10 protein-coding genes are annotated in these 23,377 nt (G+C 64.8%); 1 reads left to right on the forward strand and 9 read right to left on the reverse strand.

All coding sequences use genetic code 11. The features are described 5' to 3' along the window. Positions 1–212: 212 nt before the first annotated feature. The 5 genes from CWS72_RS26215 to CWS72_RS26235 form a co-directional block, all read right to left on the reverse strand. Positions 213–416 (reverse strand): transcriptional regulator, encoded by a 204-nt coding sequence (locus CWS72_RS26215; RefSeq protein ID WP_101253623.1) that lies wholly within the window; start codon positions 414–416, stop codon positions 213–215. A 16-nt stretch (positions 417–432) separates the two neighbouring features. Next, entirely contained in the window at positions 433–2,613 is a 2,181-nt protein-coding gene (locus CWS72_RS26220) for a tetratricopeptide repeat protein (protein WP_101253624.1), read from the reverse strand. Between the two features lie 285 nt (positions 2,614–2,898). Next, positions 2,899–5,097, reverse strand: a complete 2,199-nt coding sequence (locus CWS72_RS26225; RefSeq protein ID WP_101253625.1) for a tetratricopeptide repeat protein — start codon at positions 5,095–5,097, stop codon at positions 2,899–2,901. An 847-nt stretch (positions 5,098–5,944) separates the two neighbouring features. Continuing rightward, entirely contained in the window at positions 5,945–6,352 is a 408-nt protein-coding gene (locus CWS72_RS26230; RefSeq protein ID WP_101253626.1) for a type II toxin-antitoxin system VapC family toxin, read from the reverse strand. Beyond that, positions 6,349–6,609 carry an antitoxin gene (locus tag CWS72_RS26235; RefSeq protein WP_101253627.1) on the reverse strand — a complete coding sequence of 87 codons (261 nt, stop codon included), beginning with the start codon at positions 6,607–6,609 and terminating at the stop codon, positions 6,349–6,351. The genes CWS72_RS26230 and CWS72_RS26235 overlap by 4 nt, the downstream gene beginning before the upstream one ends. 548 nt (positions 6,610–7,157) lie before the next feature. On the opposite strand from CWS72_RS26235, the gene CWS72_RS26240 reads away from it, so the two are divergent. After that, positions 7,158–8,972 (forward strand): substrate-binding domain-containing protein, encoded by a 1,815-nt coding sequence (locus CWS72_RS26240; RefSeq protein WP_101253628.1) that lies wholly within the window; start codon positions 7,158–7,160, stop codon positions 8,970–8,972. 632 nt (positions 8,973–9,604) lie between these two features. On the opposite strand, the gene CWS72_RS28685 is transcribed toward CWS72_RS26240, so the two are convergent. From CWS72_RS28685 to CWS72_RS27990, 4 genes are all read right to left on the reverse strand, one after another. Further along, complete coding sequence (locus CWS72_RS28685; RefSeq protein WP_274540623.1) at positions 9,605–9,739, reverse strand: hypothetical protein; 135 nt, start codon at positions 9,737–9,739, stop codon at positions 9,605–9,607. An 82-nt stretch (positions 9,740–9,821) separates the two neighbouring features. After that, positions 9,822–22,355: a filamentous haemagglutinin family protein gene (locus CWS72_RS26245; protein WP_101253629.1), complete on the reverse strand. Its 12,534-nt coding sequence runs from the start codon at positions 22,353–22,355 to the stop codon at positions 9,822–9,824. A 251-nt stretch (positions 22,356–22,606) separates the two neighbouring features. After that, entirely contained in the window at positions 22,607–23,134 is a 528-nt protein-coding gene (locus CWS72_RS26250) for a YbjN domain-containing protein (RefSeq protein ID WP_101253630.1), read from the reverse strand. An 11-nt stretch (positions 23,135–23,145) separates the two neighbouring features. Continuing rightward, positions 23,146–23,377, reverse strand: a 232-nt coding sequence (locus CWS72_RS27990) for a peptidylprolyl isomerase (RefSeq protein WP_199176003.1), incomplete at its 5' end; no start/stop codon positions are given.

Here is a 23,377-nt window from a genome sequence, read left to right on the forward strand (position 1 = left end):
TCCATGGGCAGGCCGTCTTCGGCCGCCGCCCTGCCCGCCGCAGACAAGCGGGCCGCCGAAGACGGCCTGCCCATGGATGCGCTGACCCGCCCGACATCGCCATAAGGTGATTATATTGTAACTTCCGTCGTTCGCGAGGAGCGAAGCGACGCGGCAATGACGTGGTTATTCGTCAACAGGCCCTTACCGCCGATCGCTTGCGATAACGATGATCACAAGCTGATGATCTCGGTGGTGACCTGCCCATGCCGGTCGACCAGGGCGATTTTGCGGCCGTCGTCCTGGCCTTCCTGGAGAAGCGCGAACAATGTGATCGCCTTGCGCAGGATTTCGCTTTTGCTCTGACTGCTCTCGCGGGAAAATGCCACCAGCTTCTCGTAGAGAGCGTCCGACAAAGTGACGTTCATTCTGACCATGCCGTCTCCTTTATTATTATAGATCCGCACCGGCTGCATCGACGTCGACGAGCCCGTTGCGGGCCAGGACGCACCCGGGATCGATCACCAGGGCGCATCGGAAACTGGCCGCCGCCGCCTCGGGCCGGCCGGCCTTGAGATGCACCTGGCCCAAGACGCAATGCCCCAGCAGCAGATCGGGATCGAGATCCAGCGCATGCAGCAGACTGACGGCGGCGCTGTCGAGACGGCCCAGAGCGACCAGCGTCTGCCCCAGTTCGAGGAAAAAGGCCGCCGAATGGCCGCGATCGAGTTCCACCGCCCGCTGAAAATGCGCCATCGCCCCCGGATAATCCTCCAGCACCCGCAAGGTCATGGCCAGTCCGGCATGGGCGGCGGCGTCGCCCGGGCTGGCATCGAGGGCGCGCCGGTAATGGCCGGCGGCCTCCTCGAAGGAGCCGGAGGCGCGCAGCAGATCGGCCAGGGCGCGAGCGGCCGGCGCCGAGGCGGGGGCCAGTTCGACCGCCCGCTCCAGCTTCCGGCGGGCATCGCCCCACGCCCCCAGGCTCTGCTCCAGAGCGCCGAGATTGCACAGGCTGTTGACGTGATCGGGATCGAAGGACAGGGCACGCCCATAGAACCGCCGGGCCCGGACCGCGTCGCCGGCCTGCTGATGCCGCGCCCCTTCGGCGAACAGCGCGTCGATGACCAGCGGATCGACCGCCTCCGGCGCCGACGGCCCCTCCGCCGGCTCGCTCATCGGCGGTTCGTCGCCGGACGCCACCGCCTGCAATAGCCGGCCGACACGATCGAGCACCTCGCCCCAATGGCCGGGACAGCGCTGGCGGAACAGCCGGGCACGCGGATACCAGGGGGTTTCGGCTCGGTCGCGCAGCCAACGCCAACTGCCGCCGGCGGGCAGCAGAATCCACACCGGCCGCCCAATCGCCCCGGCAAGGTGGGCGATCGGCCCGTCGCAGGCGATGACCAGATCCAGGGCACCCAGCAGAGCCGCGGTTTCGCCGACCGGCCCGCCCCAGCCCCCCAGGCCGGGATCGAACAGGCGATCGTCGCCACCGGAACCGTCGAGGTCGACGAAACGGACCGCCGGACACTGGTCGAACAAGGCGCGCAACCTTTCCACGGCGGGCCCCTGCTCCGCCCCCGCCCGGCTCACCCCGACCGTCAGGCCGACGGAGGCCCCCAGGCGGTCGCGCCAAGCCGCGATCCGCCCGGACTCGACATGCAGATAGGGAACGGCGGCGGGCACGGTCTCGGGCAGCGTGCCGAAAATCGCCGGCAACGACAGCAGGGGGGCGAACAGATCGAAGGCGGGCAGCGGCTGGTCGTCGGTGGCCAGGAAATCGATCCCCGGCACGGCTTCCATCAGCGGCGCCAGGGACGGCGGGCAGCGAAGTCCCACGCGGGCGCCCAGCGCCTTGACCTGCGGCGCGTAGCGGACGAATTGCAGGGTGTCGGCGTCTTCCCGCTCGGCCTGCAGGAGGATCGTCCGGCCCGAGGCCTCCTCGCCCCGCCAGCGGATAAAACCGGCCAGCGCCGGATCGCCCCCGAGGCGCGGATCGGACCAGCGCCATTCCAGTTCGGGCCAGGCCGCCGCCCAATCGCCCATGGTCAACAGACAACTGGCCAGGGCGATATGCAGATCCGTCCGGTCGGGCTGGCGGGACAGCGCGTCGCGCAGACGTTCGCGGGCTTCGCCACCCCGTCCGGCGCCGGTCAGCAGATGGGACAGATGGCATTCGGCCGCCGTGAAATCCGCCTGCAAGGCGATGGCGTCGCGGCCGGCGTCGATGGCCAGATCGACCAGACCCAGCCCGCCGAAGGCCCGGGCCAGGCCGAAATGCGCTGGCGCCGAGGCCGGATTGAGAGCCAGAGCGGCGGCGAAGGCGGCGGCGGCCTCGGCGAAATGGTCGTCTTCGAGCAGCAGCATGCCCAGATTGGCGTGCGCCGAGGCCACCGTCGGATCGGCCTCGATAGCCTGGCGCAGCAGCAGCAGCGCATCCTCCTTGCGCCCCAGTTGCCGGGCGATCAGCCCCCGCATATGGCGGATCAGCGGCACCAGATGCCGCTCGCCGGCCAGACTGGAGAAAAGCATGTCGGCGCTGTTGAACTGGCCTTCGCCATAAAGCGCCATCGCCCGCTGGACGACCGCATTCTGGAAATCGGGCGTCCGCCCCACCGTTCCCGTCGTCAGCATCTTTCAGGCTCCATCAAGCCGGTTTCATACGATAGCGGTCCGGAACCGGCTGGAAAGCCCGGCTCCCGGGACGCCGTTGGTCATGGAAAATTTGAACCACCAAGACACCAAGGCACCAAGGCGACGGAGCGCGCCATAGGCATCGAAACCCTCCGGCAACGATTCGGGCTTTGGACAAGATTGGGGAATGCTTAAGCGGCGCATCTCCCGTCAACCATCGCCTGATATGTCCCGAAACGCCTTGGTGCCTTGGTGTCTTGGTGGTTATCTTTCGCCCCTCTTTCGTCATCCCTTCGTCTTGCCGGCGCACCAGTCGCGCCACAGGCGGGTGAGTTCGCGCCCCAAGTTGCCGGCAAAGCCCGGCGCATCGCACAAGGGCGAGGCCGCCAGGCGGTCGCGCAAGGTCCGGCGCAAGGTCGCCAAAGCCTCCGGCCGGCGGCTCCAGTCGACCGCCAGGGCGACATAGTCGTCCTCCGTCGCCGCGCAGAATTCAGCCAGTCCGGCGGCGGTCAGATGGCTGGCCGCGTGGCGGCCGGCGAAGGTATCGCCCACCAGGGTGACGGTGGGCACCCCCATCCACATGGCCTCCAGCGTCGTCACGCCACCCGAATAGGGCGAGGGATCGAGGGCGAGGTCGACCCGCCCATAGGCGTCGAGCAGCCTGGCCTGCTCGGTTTCGCCCACCATGTCGACCCGGTCCAGGGGCACGCCGCCCGCGCCCAGGACGGCGGACAGCGCCTTTTGGGTGGCGCCCTCGCCCAGACCGCCATAGACCAGCAACAGCCGCGAGTTCGGCACCTGTTCCAGAATGCGCGCCCATAGTCCGGCCAGGCGGGAATTGAGCTTGGCCGGCCGGTTGAAGCAACCGAAGGTGACATGGCCGGTCGTCGGGCCGGGCAGCGGCGTCACCTCGGGCGGATCGGTCGGCGGCTGGTAGCAGACATAGCAGTCGGGCAGGCGAATCACCGGCTCGACATAGGATGAGTCGTGATCCGGGGGAATTTCCACGGCATCGGCGATCAGTCCGTCATAGCTGTCGAGGCCGACGGTGCCCACATAGCCGGCCCAGCCGACCTGCACCGGCGCGGCGCGGCGGGCGAAGATCCCCAGCCGGTTGCCGGCGGTATGCCCGGCCAGATCGAACAGGATGTCGATCCGCTCCTCGGCGATCAGGCGCATCACCTCGTCATCGTCGCGGCCGTTCACACCGTGCCAGGCGACCGAGGCCGCCTTGAAGCGGTCGGTCATGTCGTCGTCGATGTCCGGGCGGGCGGTGCTGAAGCCGACGATGGGAAAGCCCCGGGCGGCCAGTTGCTCGAAGGCGCGGACGGTGAGAAAGGCCACGGCGTGGCGATGCATGTCGGCCGAAACGATGCCGATCCTGGGCAGCCGTTCGGGATCGGCGTCGTTGGCGAAGGCGAGGCGGCCGGTGACCAGCGGACGCCGGTAAAGCGCCGCCCATTTACGATGTTCGCGCAGCAGCTCGTCGCGGGTCACGCCCGGCTTGTGCTGCAAGGCGAACAACAGCGTGCCGGCGATGGCCGCCTCGCCCGGCCGCAATTCGCCGGCGCGGCGGAAGGCGGCGACAGCCTCCTCGATGCGGCCCTGGCCCAGATAGCCGAAGCCCCGGCCGACATGGCTTTCGGCGTGCAGCGGATCGAGCTCCAGGGCCCGGTCGATGGCGAGCAGGCCCCGTTCGAACTGGCGGTGATTGATCAGGAACTGGCCGTAGATATAGTGCGGCAAGGCGACGTCGGGGGCGGCCTTGGCCGCCATCTCGAACAATTGCGCGGCCTGCAGATTGCGCTCGGCCTTGCCGAAGGTGACCCCCAGTTCGAGGATCGCCTGGTAATTGGAATTGTCGAGGGCGGAGGCCGCCTGCAGATCGGCCACGGACCGTTCGAACTGCCCGTCCATGGCATAGGCGAGGCCCCGGGTGCGATAGGCCTGGGCATAGGCGCCATCCATCGCCAGCGCCTTGTCGAGGGCCTCCATCGCCTCCGCCCGGCGATCCTCGGTCAGCAGCGCCAGCCCCAGGCTGTATTGGGCGAGCGGCATCGAGGGAAACAGGCGCAAACCCTCCCGCAGATAGGAAATGCCTTCCCGCGGCCGACCCGTCCGGGCGAGACAGGTGCCGATTTCGGCGACCGCCGGTCCATGGCCGGGATTGATGGCGATTTCCCGATGGAAGGCCTCGATCGCTTCGGCGAAACGATCGAGACGGCAGAGCGCCACCCCCACCGCGTAATGGAATCCCGGATGGGCCGGCAGGACCCGCGCCGCCTGACGAAAGGCCTCCAGCGCCGGCTTCCAGCGATTCTGCTTGGCCAGGGCGACGCCTTGTTCATGAAATTTCCGGCCTCGGCGCAGCGGCGCCGAGGCCTGCCGCGCCGACGGTCCGGAGGGGGTGGACGGACCGGAGGGGGACGGGGCGGCATACGGCACCGGCTGTCTGGCGGATCTGGCAAGGGGACTGTCGACCATTTCGTGCTCCGGCCCGTCGCGAGTGATAAATGCGTCAGACCTTATACACAAATAAGCACACTGTTATCAACAGACACATTAAAATATAAATTGAAACTTTCCTGACATTAACAAAAGTTTTTCTTAACAACAACAAAATGTATTGGATGATATCAATATCATATCATAACGTTCACTATGGATATCCCGATATATCACCGTAAAATTGGGCAACAATCAATTGTCATCTATTTTTAATATTTCTGCTTTGGCGGCGATGATCCACCACCCCTTGCGAGACCGGGGATTCACCCATCTTTTATAGTATTAAGCGTCATTGCGAGAAGCGAAGCGACGATATAGTCCAGCCTGCCGGAAGGGCTGGATTGCGTCGCCTGAAGGCTAACAAGAAACAAATTGTTAGTGGCACCGGCGTCCCTGCCCATATGCGCTAGCTTAAGAAAAATATCCCCTCGCCCCTTGCGGGAGAGGGGACGAGCGAAGCGAGTTGGGTGAGGGGAGTTACGCGCGGGAGCGCGGAAAAAGCGTGCAGAAACAAGCAAGTCTTTATGTCGCGCGGACGCTAAGTACCCCTCACCCGCTCGCTCACGCTCGCCGCCCTCTCCCACAAGGGGCGAGGGCTTATGCTAGCGCTTATGGGCGTCCCTGCCCGTGATTCGCCCCCAGGCGGACCATTTCCGGCTCACACCGGAACACCGGCAGGGACGCCGGTGCCACTTTGTTTCATCCAGGGCGGGGCGTCCGCCAGAAGGTTGCGGAACTCGCAATGACGGCATTTCTCCCCGGCAAAGTCGAGATGTGCGAATGCCGTAGCCCACCGGGGGCGAGGGGTTTTTGCCCGTCCGTCTTATGCCGTCACGACCGTCCAGTCTTCGACGGACAAATCTGCCACCTGACCGAAGGCGCTATCGTTGGTCACCAGGACGGCGCCGACACCGAGAGCATGTGCGGCAATGAGAAGATCAAGCGGCGCAAGGATTCGACCACGGCGCTCCAAATCGGCCCGCACCGTCCCGTAGCGTTCCGCAATGGCACTGCTCCACGGCAACACATCGACGCGACGAAGGAGTTCCCGCACGACCCCGTGGAGCCGCTTCGCATCCGGCCGCTTCGCCAGACCGAACAGCAATTCGCCTTCGGTGATGGCCGAGATGCAAAGGGATGCCATCGGTTCCGCGACCACGCGCCGCGCGACGGCGGGATGGGCCTTGATCAAATGGCTGATCATATTGGTGTCGAGCATATATCGCTTCATTCCGTCCACCCCTCGAAGGGGTCGCGACCCGGTCCCGCCTGGTCACATTCCGCCCGATCCGGGAAATCGGCCGGGATATCGACATCCTTGAGCGCGGAAAAGAAGTCGTCCCAGGTCGCGGGCTTGCGCGACAAGATCACGTCGCCGGTTTCCGGATCCCGGCGGATGAAAACTTCCTTGCCATCGAAACGATAGGCGGCCGGCAGGCGCACGGCCTGACTGCGCCCATTGGTGAACAGTTTGGCGATTTGACTCATGGCCGCATTCCTCCACCTTGGTAGAGATCGAAGTCTATATCATGCTCAAGAATATATCACGATATAGACCACCGTTGCAGCGGTACTCGCGGTAGCGTTTTCCTCTCACCCCTGGTGGAAGAGGGATTCCGTTATTCCATGCCGTGAACCGCGGCCGCCGCATGTGCGGCACAAACGCATATCAGCAATGCACCAATCGCATACTCGGCCATATGCGCGGTTTCACACCTGTTTCAAACAGGAATCCCGTCACATGAATGTAATAAGAGGGGCAATACACAAAACTGTGCATTGTTTCACCCTGTCATCATCAAGTATACGACTCTCGCTTCGCTGTTTTCCCGAGACAACACATAAAACAATGAAGCACGAATAGGATGATATCAATATCATGTCTTCTTATTCATTGGAATATAGACGCCTATATCTTGCGAACTATGAGGGAAATAAGGTGTAACTGACTTGTAACATTTTATGATGATCGCAGATAACGGCGGACACCCCGGTCCTGAACCCCACGCATCAGTCACAACCCAAGGGAGTCACCCATGTCTTCTCGTTTTTCCGCTCACCGCCTGCTCGGCACCACTTCCATGCTGGCGCTGTCCGCCGGCGCCATCCTCGCCACCGCGATGATCCAGCCGGCCGCCGCCGCGACGCCGTCCGGCGGCCTGTGGGGCGGCGGCAGCTCGCTGTCCTCCCTGACTTTGCGGCAGGTCTTCGATTGCTATAAAGGCGCGCAAGTGTCCGGCGACGGCTATACGCCGTCCTCCTCCTTTACCTCCAGCCCGCCCAGCCCCGGCCTGCTGCCCAGCGCTTGCTCCTCGGCGGCCAGCCGTAGCGCCGTCGAAGGTCTGTTCGCCGCCGTCGGCAGCGGCCGCGGCCAGCAGGCCTTCATCTCCCACGACGCACTGCAACTGCTGAACGGCGGCGCCGTTCCCGCCGCCGGCCTGCCGGCCCTGCCCCCGAACTTCATCGATACGGCCAGCGGCAGCACCAACTTCAACACCTATCCCTATCCGGGCCTGACCTTCGCGGCCAGCGACAATCCGCTGCCCGCCACCCTGACCACCAGCGCCTTCACCTTCACCGGCCTGTCGACCACCGGCTGGGCGACCAGCAACACCAGCGGTTCGGTCAGCATCGGCACGGCGGTCTCGGTCAGCTATGACTCGACCAATTTCGGCCCGGCGATCCAGTTGCCGCTGTTCGAAGTGCCGGTGGCCATCGCCGTCAACACCAACGGCCTTGACCAACTGCTTTCGGCCGCCGCCACCCCCGCCAACGCCGGCGGCGCCATCCAGCTTTCCACCGCCCAGGTTTGCGCCATCTTCTCCGGCACGGTGACCGATTGGAACTCGACGGCCACCATCACCGCCCTCGACAGCACCGGCGCCCAGACCACCCAGCTCTTCTACGCCGACAACGTCAGCACCACGGCCGCCACCAGCACGGCAAACACGAAGCCTTACGCCAGCAGCAGCACGCCGATCCGCGTCACCTACCGCGCCGACGGCAGCGGCACCAGCTTCATCTTCACCAACTATCTGAAGGCGAGCTGCCTGCCGCTGGCCACCACCGCCAACAAATATGCCTCCATCTTCGGCGCCACCGGCCTGCCCAGCACCAGCTTCTCGACCCTGGCCAGCGCCGTCACCGCCGCCGGCAATTCCGTCGCCAATTGGCAGTCGGCCACCGGCAGCAGCGGCGTCGCCACCGCCATCGGCACGGCTTCCGGCTCCACCACCTCGGGCGCCATCGGCTATTTGAGCGCCGATTTCACCACGCCTTACGCCAACAGCAGCGTCATCTCCGGCGCGCCCCATTCGGCCAGCGTGCAGAACGAGGCCCAGCGCGCGGCGGGTGTCAATCATCCGTATAACCAGAGCACAAACACCTCCACACCGTTCATCACCCCGACCCCGGCCTCGGCGGACGCCGCCTACAGCGCCCTGACCGCCAACGCCACCATTCCCTCCACCGGCACCTATGCCGACTGGAACCTCTACAACTACACCTATACCTCGGGCTCCTTGAGTGGGAAGTCGATCCTCGGCATCCCCAACACCACGGGCGCCTATCCGGTGGCGGGGACCACCTTCCTCGACACCTATAGCTGCCTCGCCAACGCCGCCACCAACGTCACCGGTTTCCTGAGCTGGTATTACAATGCTGGCGGCACCGCCGCCAACAGCACGGTCAATAGCGTGCTTGAGAACAACGGCTTCCACGCGTTGAACTCAAGTGGCACTCAAAATCTGGCTGCAACGATCTACAACCAGTATCTGAACAGCACCAGCTCGACCCGGATTTCGCCGACGTCCGGTGGAAGCACCGCTTGCTCGGGCAAAACCGGCGCCTGATGTCCCTGTGACATCCGGTTCCATCTGAACCACATCCACCGCCGGGCGCCCCTAGAAGGGGCGCCCGGTTCCTTTTTGACGACGATGGACCAGAGAACCGCAATCTCCGAGCCCGGATCGGCAAAGGCTAAGAAATGACGTTTAATATATTGATATTACAATAAAATAGAGACACGTGAATCCGATAGCCCCTGGTGGGAGAGGAATTCCACGCGGGATCCGGGGCACCGAATCCCAGTTAACAAACGGTTGGCGCCGACAATGTCATTTGCCGGCTCACTCCCAAGAGTCGTCATGCCCGTGCTTGACACACGGCTGTCCGGCACGGATCGTGCTTTGCTCGCATTTGAACGATGGCTGCAACTAAAACCGTCATTGCCGGACTTGATCCGGCAATCCATGGTTGTCCGGACCGACCGACGTCATTGGAAGTGGCACGTGGATGCCCGGATCAAGTCCGGGCATGACGACTTATAGTTGAATAGAATCGTATAATTTTTCCCGAATATTGAGAGCAAAACCTGTGCCGGACAGCCGTGTGCTTGACACGGGCATCCACGTGCCCGCGTTAAATGACGTCGGCCGATCTATGCAATCATGGGTTGACGGATCAAGTCCGGCAATGACGGTTTTTAGTTGCAATCACCACTCAAGCGGAAACGGCGGGTTGCCTGTTCATGGACCAGCAGGGGCATCCGGTCGTCGACGCGGATGCGATCCTTGTGGGTAACGGCGGCAGGTTCATTGCCCCCGCCGGGGCGGTACATGGCCGTCGGGTCCGGATGTCGATCATGCGATGATCGTGCATTTTATCGAGACCTTTAGATATGACGATCAGGCCGGATAACCTCACGGCTGGGCCAGTTTGCGCCTTTCCTCCTCGGTCAGGCCGGAGACCTCGGTGGGGGTCAGCGGGCCGTAGCCGACCACGCGGACGGGATCGGCGGCGTCGTACCGGCTTTGCCGGTCGCGGGCCCTGCGGTTACGATCCTCCTGCGGCTGACCCGGCTCGTCGGTGGCGCCGCCGCCATAACCGATCACCTCGATGGTGATGATCGACGGCAGGTCGGTGGCGCGGGGACCGGTCTGGCGGGACGACCGTGACGCCGCGTCGGCGGCGGCGGCGTCGGTGCCGGCGGCGGCCGAGGCCGACAGCGCGCCCAGATTGACGGTGGGCGCCACCGCCACCGGGACGCCGGTCGCCGTGCCGCCGGCGCTGATGTTGAAGGCGTTCAGTACATGCAGCGCGACGATGTTGAGGTTGCCGGCCACGCGGATGCCCGCCGCCCCGGCGTCCACCGTGCCGTGCGGCGCGGAGAGCGTCATGTTGCTGTCGTCGGCGTCCTGACCGGGGACGGTCACCAGGGCGCCGATGCCGGCGCCCGAGACAAGCCCCACCGGGCTGACCCGACAATAGCCGCCGGTATCGCAGACCAGCTTCAGCTTCGGGTAAGACGTTTTGCTCTTCTTGCCCTTGCCGGCGTTGATGTCGCCGTTGGCGCTGAAGATATCGACGTCGCCGCCCTGCTCGGTGAAGATGCGGCTCTGATACACCATGACGTTCCGGTCGGTGTAGATGTTCACCGAACCGCCCTGCAGGGTCAGGATGCCCTGCTGGCTGGGCGACAGGCTGTCGTCGGAGTTGGAGCCGACATAGAGCGAGCCGCCCGGCCCCAGGATGTTGATGGTACCGCCGGTCTGGGTCTCGACCAGCGAATGGGCCATGCGCATGGTGCCGGTGGTGACGGTGGTGGAGGCGCCGTTGCTGCCGCCGGCGTTGCTATTGTCGGTATAACCGAGACTGGCCGGGAACAGGGTGGCGATGGCCTGATAGGCCCGCGCATATTGCTGGTAATAAGCGCTGGAGCTGTTGGAATAATCCGTCGCCACCGCCGTCAGCAGCGAACTGAATCCCTTGTCCACCAGAAGATGCTGTCTGTCCGTGGACTGCGCCTGGAACCAGGTCCATCCGGCGTCGCTGGTCAGGTCGATGGTCAGACCATCGACGGTTACGGTGAACAACGAGAGGAACCCCTTGGCCAGGGCGTTGGTAGGATTGACGTAATCGTTGATGAAGTCGGCGTAATCGACGCCGGCCCCCACGCCATAGAGAACAGTGAGGTCGGCCCCCGCCACCGGCAGATAGGATCTGACCGTGCCGCCGCAGACCGCCGAGGTGCAGTTGCTGCCGTCGCCGACGGTGAAGATGCCGCCGCCGTCGTTCAGGGAGGAGTTTTGGGCGATGCGCTTGGCGGTAAAGGTGGTGAACGGCCCCAGATTGCGCCCGGCCTGCACCAGGAAATCGCCGGGACCGTAAAGCAGCAGGGTGCTGACGGCGTCGAGCGGCACGCCGGAATTATAGGCCACCACCTTGGCCAGGATGTCGCGGCCGGCGATGATGCTGGTGATGTCGGCGGGGCTGTTGTTCTGGCCGGTGAAGCCGACATTGACCATATCGTTGCCGGCATAGAGCTTGGCCTGCTTGATCACCGAATAGGTGCCCTTGAGATCCCCGCCGGCATAGATGATCACCGAGCCGTCGTCGTCGGCATGCAGCGCCGTCGACAGCGTGGTAGGCAACTTCGTACCGAGTGGCGAGATGTAGGGGTTGGAAGCGCTGTAGGTGCCGTCCAGCATGGTGATGGTGTAGTTGACGCCGCCGCTGTTGATCAGGTCGATGGAGCCGCCGGCCAGCAGGGTCAGGCTGCCGGACGAGGACGGGATCAGATCGATCCCGGCGCCTGAGGAATAACTGCCGCTGGTGACGATGTCGCCGCCGATGGCGTCGATGGTCAGAGACGCCGGAGCCAGGATGGTGGAATAGGTGGTTCCCGCCACCGTGTGAGGCATCAGCGCGTTGCCCGAGGCCGCGACCGTGATGGTGACGTCGCCCGACACGCTGGTCAGCGACACGCCACTGTCGGCGCTGTAGCTGGTGAAGTAGCCGGTCTGGTCCGTGCCCAATGCAGTCGTCCCGGGAAGCGCCGCCACCGGGGTATAGGCGGTAGCCGCGGCATAGTTCGACAGCGTCGCCGGATCGTAGATGCCGCTCAGGGTGATGGCCCCGTCGGAGACCACGCCGATGACGCCGTTCTGCACCGCCAGTTCCAGGGCGTTGCCGGCCCCGTCCGTCGTCACCGACCCATTGATGCGGATAACCCCGGTGCCGTCGCCGACCAGAAAGGCGCTGCCGACCATATTCCCCGCCGTCACCGTCAGATTGCCGCCACCATAGGTATGTTCGGTCTCGCTCGGCGTGCTGCTGGTGCCGCCGGACACCAGCAGGGTTTCCGGCAGCGAGACGATGATGTCCTTGATGGTGCCGCCAGCCTTCAGGGTGACATTGCCGCCGCCCAACGCGCCAATGCCGTCGCCATAGGTGGCGTAATTGACCCAGGCCTGGGTCTGCACGTCGCCGCTGCTGGAGAACGGCGTGCTGGTGCCGTTGGTCGCCATGGCGTGGTAATACCAGGAGGCCCAGCTTTCCGCCCCGTAGAGGGTCGCGCTTTCGACGCCGACCATATCGCCGCCCACCGTGACGGTGACCGACCCGCCGCCGGTCGCCCAGGTCGGCGTGCTGACCAGACCGTTGGGATTGCTGCTATAGGCCGAGGTCAGGGTCACGGCGGTGAAGTCGCTGATGGTGCCGGTGTCGACGGCGGTGCCGGCGGTATAGACCGCGCCGGGGGCGACGGTATCGGCCAGGACGAAATCACCGGAAGCGGCGATGTCGATGGAGCCGGTGCCGGTGCGTACCACCGTGCCAACGCTGATGGTCTGCGTCAGGCCGTTAGAGGAGCTGTATTGCGGATTGGTGTAGGAGATGTGGTCATCGATGACCACGTCGGCGCTGGTGGTGCTGTCCACGGCCAGCGGATTGGCACTGGTGAAATTGGCACCGGCAACGATGCGATAAGAGGTGCTGCTCGCCTCGCCAGCCAGATCCATGGAGGAGATAGGTGAGTAATTGGATGATTTCGCGGCCGGCGACGGGCTGGTGTCACCCAACACGGTGACCGTCGTGCCAGCAGTGACCGATACTGCCGGCACGGCCTTTGGTGCAACAGGAAGCGTCGACAAAGAATTAACGTCAGCCTGCATCCATGAGTAATAGCTCGTTATATACGAATTATAATTATCTAAATATTTCTGATAATCACTGAGTTTTTCATACGAAGTACTATCTGTTGAAATCTTATTATAATATATATTAGCCGTGCTCAGATAGGACCGCGCAACGTCGGCAAGAGACTGATAATATGAATTGGATGAAGATTCGAGCGTGTCTCCACCACCAGCATAATACCCGCCATTATAACCAACTGATAAAACATCTCCAACATAATAAGCATATAATTTAATATAACTATTAGAATATGAGCTGTACAAATAATAATAATAATCGCTGCTTGATCCGGTGATAACCGGGCTTGTTATTATTGCAGCCGCCGAATCGAACGACAGACCACCAAGACCACCAGAATTGATATTTCCTATTATGGAATCTGCCGTACTATATTCCGAATTATAGGCATTGGATGCATCGGCATAAGTGCCCATGATCGATGAGCCTATCGTGACGGTCGAGCTGCTAGTAAAGCCGTCGGTAATGCTGGCCTTGATATCGATGTTGTTCTCGGCCCGCAGGGTCAGAATGGGCGCCTTGCCGGTGGCGGTGGTCCGATAGAGCAAGCCGCCGCTGGAATCCTCCGCCCCCAGGTTCCAGTTGGTCAGCACCGAGATATTGCCGGAATTGACGCTGGCCGAGGGATTGCGCAGTTCGATGCCGGCCACTTCGGCAAAATTGGCGATGCCAGAGGTATTGGCGACAGCGGCGAAGCCCGGTGATTGCACGAATTTCATCAAGGTGCCGGCGCCCGAGGCCTCGGTGCCGTTGACGTAGCCGTAGAAGGTCTGATGGTCGCTGTTGGCGGCGGTCGGCGTGAAGTAATAGTAGGTCAGCAGATAAGTCTCGACGGCGCTATTGTAGTCGCCAGAAGTGACCTTGGTGGTGGGGGTGCCGATAACGTTACCGCTGCCATCCCGGGTGGTGGCGATGGTGGTGGTCGTGCCATCGGTGGCGACAGTGGTGATGGTGGTGGTGATCGACGTCACGCTGCCACCGCTCCTCGTCGTCGCGGTGACGGTGGTGGTCAGGGTGGCGCCGTCCCACTGATAGGCCGTGGTGGTTTTGGTGACATTGCCACTGGAGTCGGTGGAACTGCTCGCCGTACCGGTGGAGGTCAGGGTGGAGGACGCCGTCAGGCTGCTGCCGTTCCAACTGGCGACGGTGGTGCCGCTGCCATCGACGAAACCGCCGGCCAACAGGGTTCCGCCGCTGGAATACCAGCCGGCGGGATCGATGATGGCGTCGAAATGCTTGGTTCCAGTGGTGGAATCACTGGTGCTCCACACCGCATAGGCTTCCAGCGTGGTGGCGCGCGAGCCGATGAAGGTGGCGCCGGGGGTGATCCTGACATTGACGCTGCCGTCGTCCAGCAGCGGCGCGCGGATCAGGATGGTGCCGCCGGTCAGGCCCTCGCTGGTGCCGCCGGAGACGTCGATGACGGCGCCCGAACCGATGGTGATGACCCCCGAATTGGCCGCCGCGACATTCTCGTAGCCATAGGTGCCGTTGTAGCTGCCGGCGGTCGCGATGCCGGACGTGCCGATCTCCACCGTGCCGCCCAGTTCGGTCGCGGAAGACCCCCTGGCCAGCAAGCTGCCCTCCACATCCACGCCCTTGGTGCCGTAAAGGCTGATGGTGCCGCCGGCAGTGCCGCTGGCGTCGATGGTGCCATTGACGGTGACGAAGCCGCCGTCGGCCTCCAGCAGCACCGTGGCCGCGGTCAGGGTCTGGCCGGTGGCGATGGCGATATCGCCGGTGGTCAGCGCCACCTCGAATTCGCCGGTGAAGGCGGAAAGCGGCAAGCTGCCGGCCAGGGCGTTGGCGGAGAGGAGGAAGGTGCCGCCCAGGGCATTGGAGGACGCGGCCCCGGTCAGGGTGCCGTCCAGCGTCGCGGTGCCTTTGGCGGCGCTGATGCCGACGGTGCCGCCATAGCCAACCCCGGCGGCGGAGACGTCGATGGTGGTGCCCGATCCCAGGGTGATGTTGCCGAGATCGGCGATCAGCTTGACGGTGCCGCCGGGCGTGTCCTCGGCCTGGTCGGACAGAATGACCTCGGTCCCGGCGGCCTTGATGGCGGCGTTGCCGGAAAGGGCGAGGTCGCCGGTCGTCGCCTCCAGGGTCACCTTGCCGCTTTGGGCGATGATGGTGCCGGAATCCGCGATGGAACCGCCGGTCAGGCTGAGCGAACCGCCGTAGACGCTGGCCGACAGGGCCAGGGTGCCGTTCGCCCCCGGCAGGATGGTCAGCGTCCCCTTGGTGGTCAGGCTCTGGCTGGCGCTGGTGTCGACCACCAGAAAGGGCGCGGTCAGGCTGATGTTGGCCGACCCGGCATCGAGGCTTCCCGTGCCGGAGAACAGGATCTCGGTGCCGGCGCTGGCGGCGATGGCGCCGAAGCCGGAGGTGACCTTGGTCCCCTTCCCGAAGGTCAGCGTGCCCAGGGCATCCAGCGTCAGCCTGCCGGACCCGCCGGCGGCGGTGCCGGTGGTGGCGCTGGTGTTTTTGAGGAGGATATCGGTGGCGGTGACGCTGGCATTGGCGGTACCGTTTTCGGCGGTCAGCACCGGCGCGTCCAGGGTCAGGGTGCCGATGGGATTGGCCGACGTGCCGAGGGCGACGCCGTCGTAGAAGGTGATGCCGGCAAGGCCGCGCAAGAGGACGGTGTCGGCCCCGGCCATCTGGGCGATCACCGCCTCGGAGAGCACCAGGCCGGAGGTGCCGCCGCCGACATTGATGAGTTGGGCGCCCAGATCGTAATTGCGGGCGGTCAGCGTCGCGCTGTCGTCGATGGTAACATTGCCGGAGGAATTCAACGCGATGCTGGTGCCCGACAGGATGGCGCCGGACAGGATGGAAAGGACGCCATCGTAAGCGGTGGCGCCGCTGCGGGTCACGGTGACCGCGCCGCCGTTGGAAACGCGGACGAAGGCGCCGTCGCCGGAGAGGACGATGGCGTCGGAGGACGACACCGTGCCCGAGGACTTGATCACGCTGCCCTGGTCGATTGTGAGGCCGGAACCGCCCGAGCTGGCGCCGAGGGCGGCCAGCAGGATCTCGGGGCCGCTCAGGGGATGGGCGGCATCGGTTTCCACCTCGACGGTTTTGGCGGTGGTGGTCACCACCACGCCGGCGTTGGAGGTGGTGCGATAGCCGCCGATCAGCACGCTCTCGACGTCCAGAGCGTTGATCTGGTCGGCGCCGATCGCGATATAGCCGGCGTAGGTGCCGCTCGTGGTATCGACGGAGTTCGGATCGACCGTCACCAAAAGGTCAGCCCCGGTGATGTCGACCTCGCCACCGCGCCCGCCGCTGGCGGCGGTGAAATCGTTGGTGGCGCCCAGGGACAGCCTGGTGGCGGCGGCGATGATCATTTGCCCGGCGTCCTCGGCCAGGCGCGGCACCGCCGTGCCGTTGGTCGCGGCCAGCGCCGTGAAATAGGCATCGCCGTAATTGATGTCGATCTCCGAATACCTGGTCCAAGTGGAGTTGGACTGGATCTCGAACAGCGCGGTGGAGGACGACTTGGCCCCGGTGATGGCATTGGTGAGGGTGCCGGTGGTGTAGATCGAGCCGTCGGCGGCCACCCGGCTGGTGGTGGCGGTGCTGCCGGTGTTGGTGGAGACGACGACGACGCGATAGGCGCCGGCCAGGGTGGCGTATTCCGCCGGCATCAGGACGTAGGTGCCCGCCGCGATACCGTTGCCGCCGGTGAGGGTGACGGCGCTGCCCAGCGCCACCGTGGTGCCGGTGGTGGTGTCGTAGGCGGCAACCTTGGCCTCGTAGCTGGGCACCAGGGCGTAAACGGCCTCGGTGGTGCCGTTGACGACGATGCTGGCAGTCAGCACATTGCGGCTGCCGCCGGTGCCGGCGACGAACTCGGTGGCGTAGACGTCGCCGCCGCCCGATTCATCGATGGTGGCGCCCGACGCGGTGGTCACCGATTTGCCGGCCAGCACGATCAGCTTGGAAGAGGGGCCGGAGAGCAGGGTGCCGCTGACGGTCCAGTCGGTGCCGTCGGTGGTGGTGCCGTAGGGAATATAAGTACCGTTGGCCGAGGTCGAGGTAACGCTGCCCGAGGCCAGGGTGACGCTGTCGGTGACGATGGTGGCGGAATTACTGCCTGTGGCGGTCTTGAGCGCGGTGAGGATGGAATTGAGAATGCCGGTAAAGCCGCTGGTGGAACTGGTGCTGACCGGATCATAGGCGTTGGTGCCGGTATCGGCATTGCTGCCGATCAGGAAGGCCGGCAGGGTCTGATCGCCGCTGAAGCCCAGTTGGATAGTGCCCAAGGGGGCATAAAGCGCGCCGGCCTGCTTGATATTGGCGGCATCGACCAGGATGGCGCCGCCCGCCGAAATGGGCGTGATGGTGCTCTGGCCGTTGGATTTGAAGGCGATGGTGCCGTCCGCGGCCAGCGACATCAACAGGAAGGCGGTGTCGGTGGCGGGATAGATCTCGCGCGCCGTCATGGTCAGGTCGCCGGACACGATAAGAGCGCCGGCGGAAGGCAGAGCGCCGCTGCTGCTGCTCAGGCTGCTGTCCGTTCCCGCCCCATAGGTGATGGCGGTGAGATAGCCGGCGATGTCGGTGTCGCTGGCGGGCAGGAAGCGGATGTCGCCGTCGCTCACCGTGAGATTGACCGTATCGGTGTAAGCAGCGCTGACCACTCCGGCCAGATCGATCTGGGCGGAGGCATTCAGATTAAGCGTACCGCCGCCGGAAGCGGGCACCGCCTCGGTGCCCGACAGCCAGCGGATATAGCCGGCGTCGAGGGTGACGGTGGTGGCGACCGTCGAGGTGGCGGCGGCGGTGCCGGTGGCGCCGGCCGGCAGCAGCATGATGTTCCCGTTGAGATAAAGGGCATCGGGGACCTTGATCGCCACATCGCCGGCGAAGGCGATGGTGGTGCCGGTCAGCGCCGCCGAATCCAGCCCTGAATGACTGGTGTTGATGGTGTCGGCGGTGATGAAAGTGGTGCCGCTGGCCAGCCCCAGGGCTGTGAGTTCGGCGGCCGTGGTCGGCGCGCTGGATGACGACAAGCCTGAGGTGACGTCGCCGCTCTGAGCGATCAGGATGGTGCCGTAGGATCCGCTGATGTTGCCGGCGGTGACGTTGAGGGTCCCCCCCGAAGCGAAAGAGGCTCCGCCACCAGCTTCGATGGCTCCGGCGAAATAGACGCTGTTGCCGCCAAGCGTGATCGTGCCGCCGTCGCTCCAGATCTGCCGGGTGGCATAGCGGGTAAGCCCGGTGGTGCCGCCGGTGGGCAACTGGATGGTGGCGCCGGCGCCGCTGATGTCGAGGGTGGCGCCGGACAAGACGACGATGTCGTTGCCGCTGATGGTGATGGTGCCGCCGTCGAGCACCTTGCCGGTGGAATAGGCGGTCTCGGTCGGATCGGGGACATAAGTCCCGGAGACGTCGAGCACCGCGTCGGCGCCGATCCACACATCCTGCGCCGCCAGATAGGTGCCGTTCGCCCCATAACCGCTGGAGGCCAGGGTGGCGTCCTGGCTGGTCAGGGTGATGGTGCCGCCGGGTGCCGTGATGCTGCCCAGCACGGTGATCGCGCCATTGGCGGACAGGGTGATGGCGGCCAGCGGATCGGCGACGATGGCGGCGCCCCGGCCGATGGCGATGCCGGCGCTGGTGCTGGTGGCATCGGTGCCGAAGGCGAAGGCCTGCTGGATCAGGGTCAGATCGACCGCCTGGCGCAGGCCGTCCAACGCATAACCCAAACCGGCGAAATCGCGCAGCGCTGCGCCGGTGGCCGGCAGGGTGGTGGCGCCGGTGATCAGATAGTTCGGCTGTTTGAGCGTGAGCGTGGTGTCGTCGGTAACGGTCACGCCGCCATAGGTGCTTCTCAGGTCGTATTTAGAGAAGCCTTGCGTGAAGAAGCTGGTGGGCAGGGTGACCGTGCCGCTGCCGCTATTGGTCGAAACCGTGGTGGCGGCGCCATCGATGACCACGGACGGCGCCTGCAAGGTAAAGGTGCCGCCCGTATTGAGACCTCCGGCATAGAGGGTCCCGGCGAATGTCACCGTGGCGGTATCGGCGGTGGTCGGGGCATAGAAATTGCCCCCGAGGAAAGAGCCGCTGGTGACCGTGTCGGAGCTCCACCTGTTGATCAAGGAGGAGGCCGCATAGGTGATCAGCGACAGCGAGCCGCCATTGCCCGACGGCAGGCCGTCAGAACCGGTTTTCAGCTTGCCCGCCGTGGTCACATAGCCACCCGAGGACAGGTCGATGACGCTGCCCGCCGCCACCACGATCGACTGGGTGGCGTCCTCGGCCGTGACGGTCGTGCTGTTGAGGAGAGCCGCGTTCGTACTCACCATGTCGGTCTGGAGGATGACCGAGCCGCCGTTGATCCAGGCCGAGCCCTGCATGGTGGTGGAATCAAGGCCGCTATCGTTGACCCACAAGCCGGAAACATCGATCAGGGCAGAGGACCCGATGGTCACCGCCCCGGTGTACAACGGTTCGGAATAGAGGCTGGTGGGCACGAAGCCGGTGAGCGTGATTTTACCGCCATGGGCGGTCAGAGTGCCGTCGATCTCGCTGACGCCGGTCAGGGTGATCGAGCCGCCGGCCCGGACCGCCAGCGAGGCGCCTTGGGTCATCGACAGGGCGCTGGCGCCCGTGATGGTGATCGAACCCAGATTCGCCGCCGTCAGGGCATCGGTGCCATAGGTCAGCACCGACAGGGTCTGGCCACCCAGGCTGGTGGTCGGCAGACTGAGGGTCGAGGACAGGGCGAAATCGCCCCCCAGCACATCGGTGGCGGTGCCGTCGAGCACGACGACGTCGGAGCCGACGTTATTGCCGGGGTTTGACGACTTCAGCGTAATGGTCAGCGCCGCGCCGGTGGGCAAGTCGTCGGGCGTGGTCAGCGAGGCCGCCGACGAGGTGACGGAGAGCGAGGCCTGACGCGATCCCGTCACGATATCGGCGATGATGCTCCCTTCCAGGATCGGGTTGACGGCGGCGACGCTGATCGACCCGGCGGAGAGACCATCGGTGTAGCCACCGTCGTAATAGCTGCTGGTGGTGGGGATCATGCGGTTGGAATAGGTGGTGGTGACATTCCAGCGGTCCGAGGTCACCGAGGTGGTGCCGGGCAGACCGACGATTTCGGTGAAGGGATTGGCCGAACCGATATTGACGATGGCGCCATAAGCGGTCTTGACGTTGGTGGTGGTCACCATGGCGCCGCCATAGGTGATGGCGCCGCCCGAGACATTGACGGTCGAGCCCGATGCCGTCAGCACGTCGGTGAAGGCGCCGCCGGACCCGATCTTCAAGGACCCGGCGCCGGTCAGCAGCATGTCCAGCGAATAGGCGACATTGCCCAGATAGCCCGCGCCGGTGGCGGCGAACAAGGGCGAACCGACCCAGGTTTCGCCGTCGGAGCGGGTCCCCGACAGGCGCAGATCGATGGTCACCGTCTGGCCGATCAGGCTTTGCGCCAGGGGCGTATCGGCGACGTCGTTGGCGGTCACCTTGAAGGTATAGAGATAGTCGCCGACCGAGGCGGTGGCCGCCATGCCGCCCAGATCGATGACGCTGCCCGATTCCAGCAGCACCCGCCCGCTGGGATCGAGCGTCGTGCCCGTCGTATTGGTCGCCCCGGAATAGTTGTCCACCGTCATGGTGGCGGAGGGGGCGACGATCAGCGAGCCCGATTCCATGTCCATATTGTTGGTAAGGATGGTGATGGAGGGCGCGGTGAAGCCGGATGCGATCGAGCTTTCGACGATGGTCTCGCCGTTTTCGGCGGAGACGATGGCGGTGGTGCTGTCCGTCCCGAACAGCACCAGACCGAGATCGGGGTTGGCGGTGGTGGGCGTGCCGGTGGCGGTGATGGTGATCGAGCCGGGCCGGGTGATGCTGGTGGTCGCCTCGGCCACCCCCAGTTGCGAGACGCTGTCGCCCATCAGGGTGATGTTGCCGCGTTCCGAGTACAGCACGCCGTCAGCGCCGTTGATGGTGATGGCCCCGCCGGAGATCGCCGCGGGCGTGTAGTACAGGCTTTGAGTGGTCAGATTGGTGGCGGTGAAATTGGTGGTGGTGCTGGTGGTGCTGCTGCTGACGGTGATGGGACTGGTGAGGAGGACCGAGGCGCCGGAAGCCAGGATGATCTGCCCGGCCGAGGTCTCGATCAATCCCTGGTTCGTCACGCTGGTGCCAACCAGGGCGACGGTGCCGCCGTTGTCGTAGCCGCTGACATAGTCCAGCGTCGAGATGGTGGCGCCCTTCTCCACCGTGATGCCGTAGTTGGTGCCGGCATTGCCGTTGGCGGACAGCACCAGGGTACCCGAGCCGGTGGTGCTGGAATAGCCGTTGGCGTAAAGGCCGCTGTCGAGGAAGGCTTTATTGCCGCTGGTCTCGTTGGCCGGCGCCAGGAAGTCGTAGACGGCGCCGTCGACGGTCAGATTGTAGCTGGTGTAGCTGCCGGTGGAATTGTTGACGCCGTAATTGGTGCCGGAATAGCTGTTGATGTCGAGCGAACTGGCGATCAGCGTATGGACGTTGACCTGGGAGCCGGCCCCGAAAACGATGCCGTTGGGATTGATGACCAGCACCGTGCCCTCGGCCTTGATGGTGCCTAGGATGACGGACGGCGTGCCGGTGGCGTCGATGCGGTTCAGCACCGTCCAACTGTTGCCGTTGGAGGTGTTGCCGGCGCTCTGGTCGAAATAGACCGTGGTGTTCCTGCCGACATTGAACTTGTACCAGGTGGCGACGGCCTGCGCCGAGCTTTGGGTCAGGGTCACCGTGGTCTTGCCGTCGCTGGTGGTCTGCACCGGCGCGCTGATGTTGGACCACAGGCCGGTGGTGGTGCTGGTGGTGCCGCTGAAGGTGACGCGGGGATCGACCACCAGGCCGTTGGCCGACAGACCGTCGGTGACGGTGACATTGGTGCCGTCGGTCAGCGTCACGCTGTTGGAAGCCGCGTTCATCGCCGCCCTGGCGGCGGCGGCCTGGGCGGACAGCGCCGCCTGGAACGAATGGGCCGTCTTGACCAGATCGCCGCTGGTGGTCGAGGTGGAGGTGGTGGACGAGGATGACCCGGTGGTGCCCGTCGTGCCCGTGGTCGAACCGCTGGTCGCCGTCGTGGTGGAGGCCTGGAGCCGGTTGCTGGCGAAGGCCGGGCCGGCGGCGAGAAGCGCCACCAGCGACACCCCCGCCAGCAGCAGCCGACGATGCGCGCCGGACGAGGTCGAGAGAGAATGACGGGAAGCGGGGGCGTGGGTCATGGCTGTCTACTCTTGGCGCTGCGTGAGTGGATCGGAGGAGAGGAATCGAGAGTGAGGATGTCGTGGCTCCCCCTCATCCCAACCCTTCTCCCGCGAGGGGAGAAGGGCTATCCCAGCCCTCGCCCCTTGTGGGATCGATGCCGTCCGGACGTCCACCGGACGTCCGGCGCGAACGCGCCAGTGGCGCGTTCGTCGGCAATCGATGCGGCGAGCGGACGCGAGCGGGTGAGGGGATGGCCGAGACGACAGGGTCATTGGGCGGCCTCGTCCGGCGCGACCGCCTGCGGCGCGTCCGGCGCCGCAGGCTCGGCGATGGGCGCCGCCTTGGCCAGCTTGGGCAGTTCGGCACGCAGCCAGGCGACCAGTTCGGGGATCAGGCGGTCCCAGATTTCGAGATGGGCGCGCAGGTTGTCGGCCAGGACGCCGCCCAGGGCGATCACGTCCATTTCCAGGATCAGCCAGGCGTTCGACGCGCCCGTATCTCCGGCCAGCAGCAGCCTGGCGAAGCGGTGGGTGGCGTTCCAGCTGTTGACCAGGGAGAGCGGCAGATCGCCCTGCACCCGGAACGCCGCGCGGAAGGCGGCATCGGCCCAGGCGGCGCCGGTCGCGCCGGCCGGAGGCAAAGGATTGAAGAAGCGCACTTCGAAGGGCAACCCGCCGGTAGCCGAAACCAGCACCGGCGCCCCGGCCGCGCCGGGGGCGGCCTGGACCCGGTAACCGGCCGATTGCAGCGCCTCGGTGACGATCTCGGGGGAAAGATGGCGATGGGTCGTGGACATCGGTCTGCTCCTCACTTCTTGAGCGTGATCTTGGCAAGGGCGAGTTCGTTGATGGCCGGCGGGTCCTTCTGCAGGAGCTGGCCGAGATAGGCCTGGCGCAACTGCTGGGCCTTGGCCTGGCGAAGGCGCTCAACCAGCGCCGGCTTGATGTCGGCAAGCGGGGCGGTGCCGGCCGGCTTGGTATCTTGCAGCTTGATGATGTGCCAGCCGTCCTCCATGCGGATCGGGTCGGAAACGGCGTCC

The organism is Telmatospirillum siberiense (assembly GCF_002845745.1).
Classification (GTDB): domain Bacteria; phylum Pseudomonadota; class Alphaproteobacteria; order Rhodospirillales; family Magnetospirillaceae; genus Telmatospirillum; species Telmatospirillum siberiense.

What these genes read in the sequence shown, in the direction of transcription:
- CWS72_RS26215 (WP_101253623.1), bottom strand. Translation starts at nt 416, where the DNA reads ATGGTCAGAATGAACGTCACTTTGTCGGACGCTCTCTACGAGAAGCTG.
- CWS72_RS26220 (WP_101253624.1), bottom strand. Translation starts at nt 2,613, where the DNA reads ATGCTGACGACGGGAACGGTGGGGCGGACGCCCGATTTCCAGAATGCG.
- CWS72_RS26225 (WP_101253625.1), bottom strand. Translation starts at nt 5,097, where the DNA reads ATGGTCGACAGTCCCCTTGCCAGATCCGCCAGACAGCCGGTGCCGTAT.
- CWS72_RS26230 (WP_101253626.1), bottom strand. Translation starts at nt 6,352, where the DNA reads ATGAAGCGATATATGCTCGACACCAATATGATCAGCCATTTGATCAAG.
- CWS72_RS26235 (WP_101253627.1), bottom strand. Translation starts at nt 6,609, where the DNA reads ATGAGTCAAATCGCCAAACTGTTCACCAATGGGCGCAGTCAGGCCGTG.
- CWS72_RS26240 (WP_101253628.1), top strand. Translation starts at nt 7,158, where the DNA reads ATGTCTTCTCGTTTTTCCGCTCACCGCCTGCTCGGCACCACTTCCATG.
- CWS72_RS28685 (WP_274540623.1), bottom strand. Translation starts at nt 9,739, where the DNA reads ATGTACCGCCCCGGCGGGGGCAATGAACCTGCCGCCGTTACCCACAAG.
- CWS72_RS26245 (WP_101253629.1), bottom strand. Translation starts at nt 22,355, where the DNA reads ATGACCCACGCCCCCGCTTCCCGTCATTCTCTCTCGACCTCGTCCGGC.
- CWS72_RS26250 (WP_101253630.1), bottom strand. Translation starts at nt 23,134, where the DNA reads ATGTCCACGACCCATCGCCATCTTTCCCCCGAGATCGTCACCGAGGCG.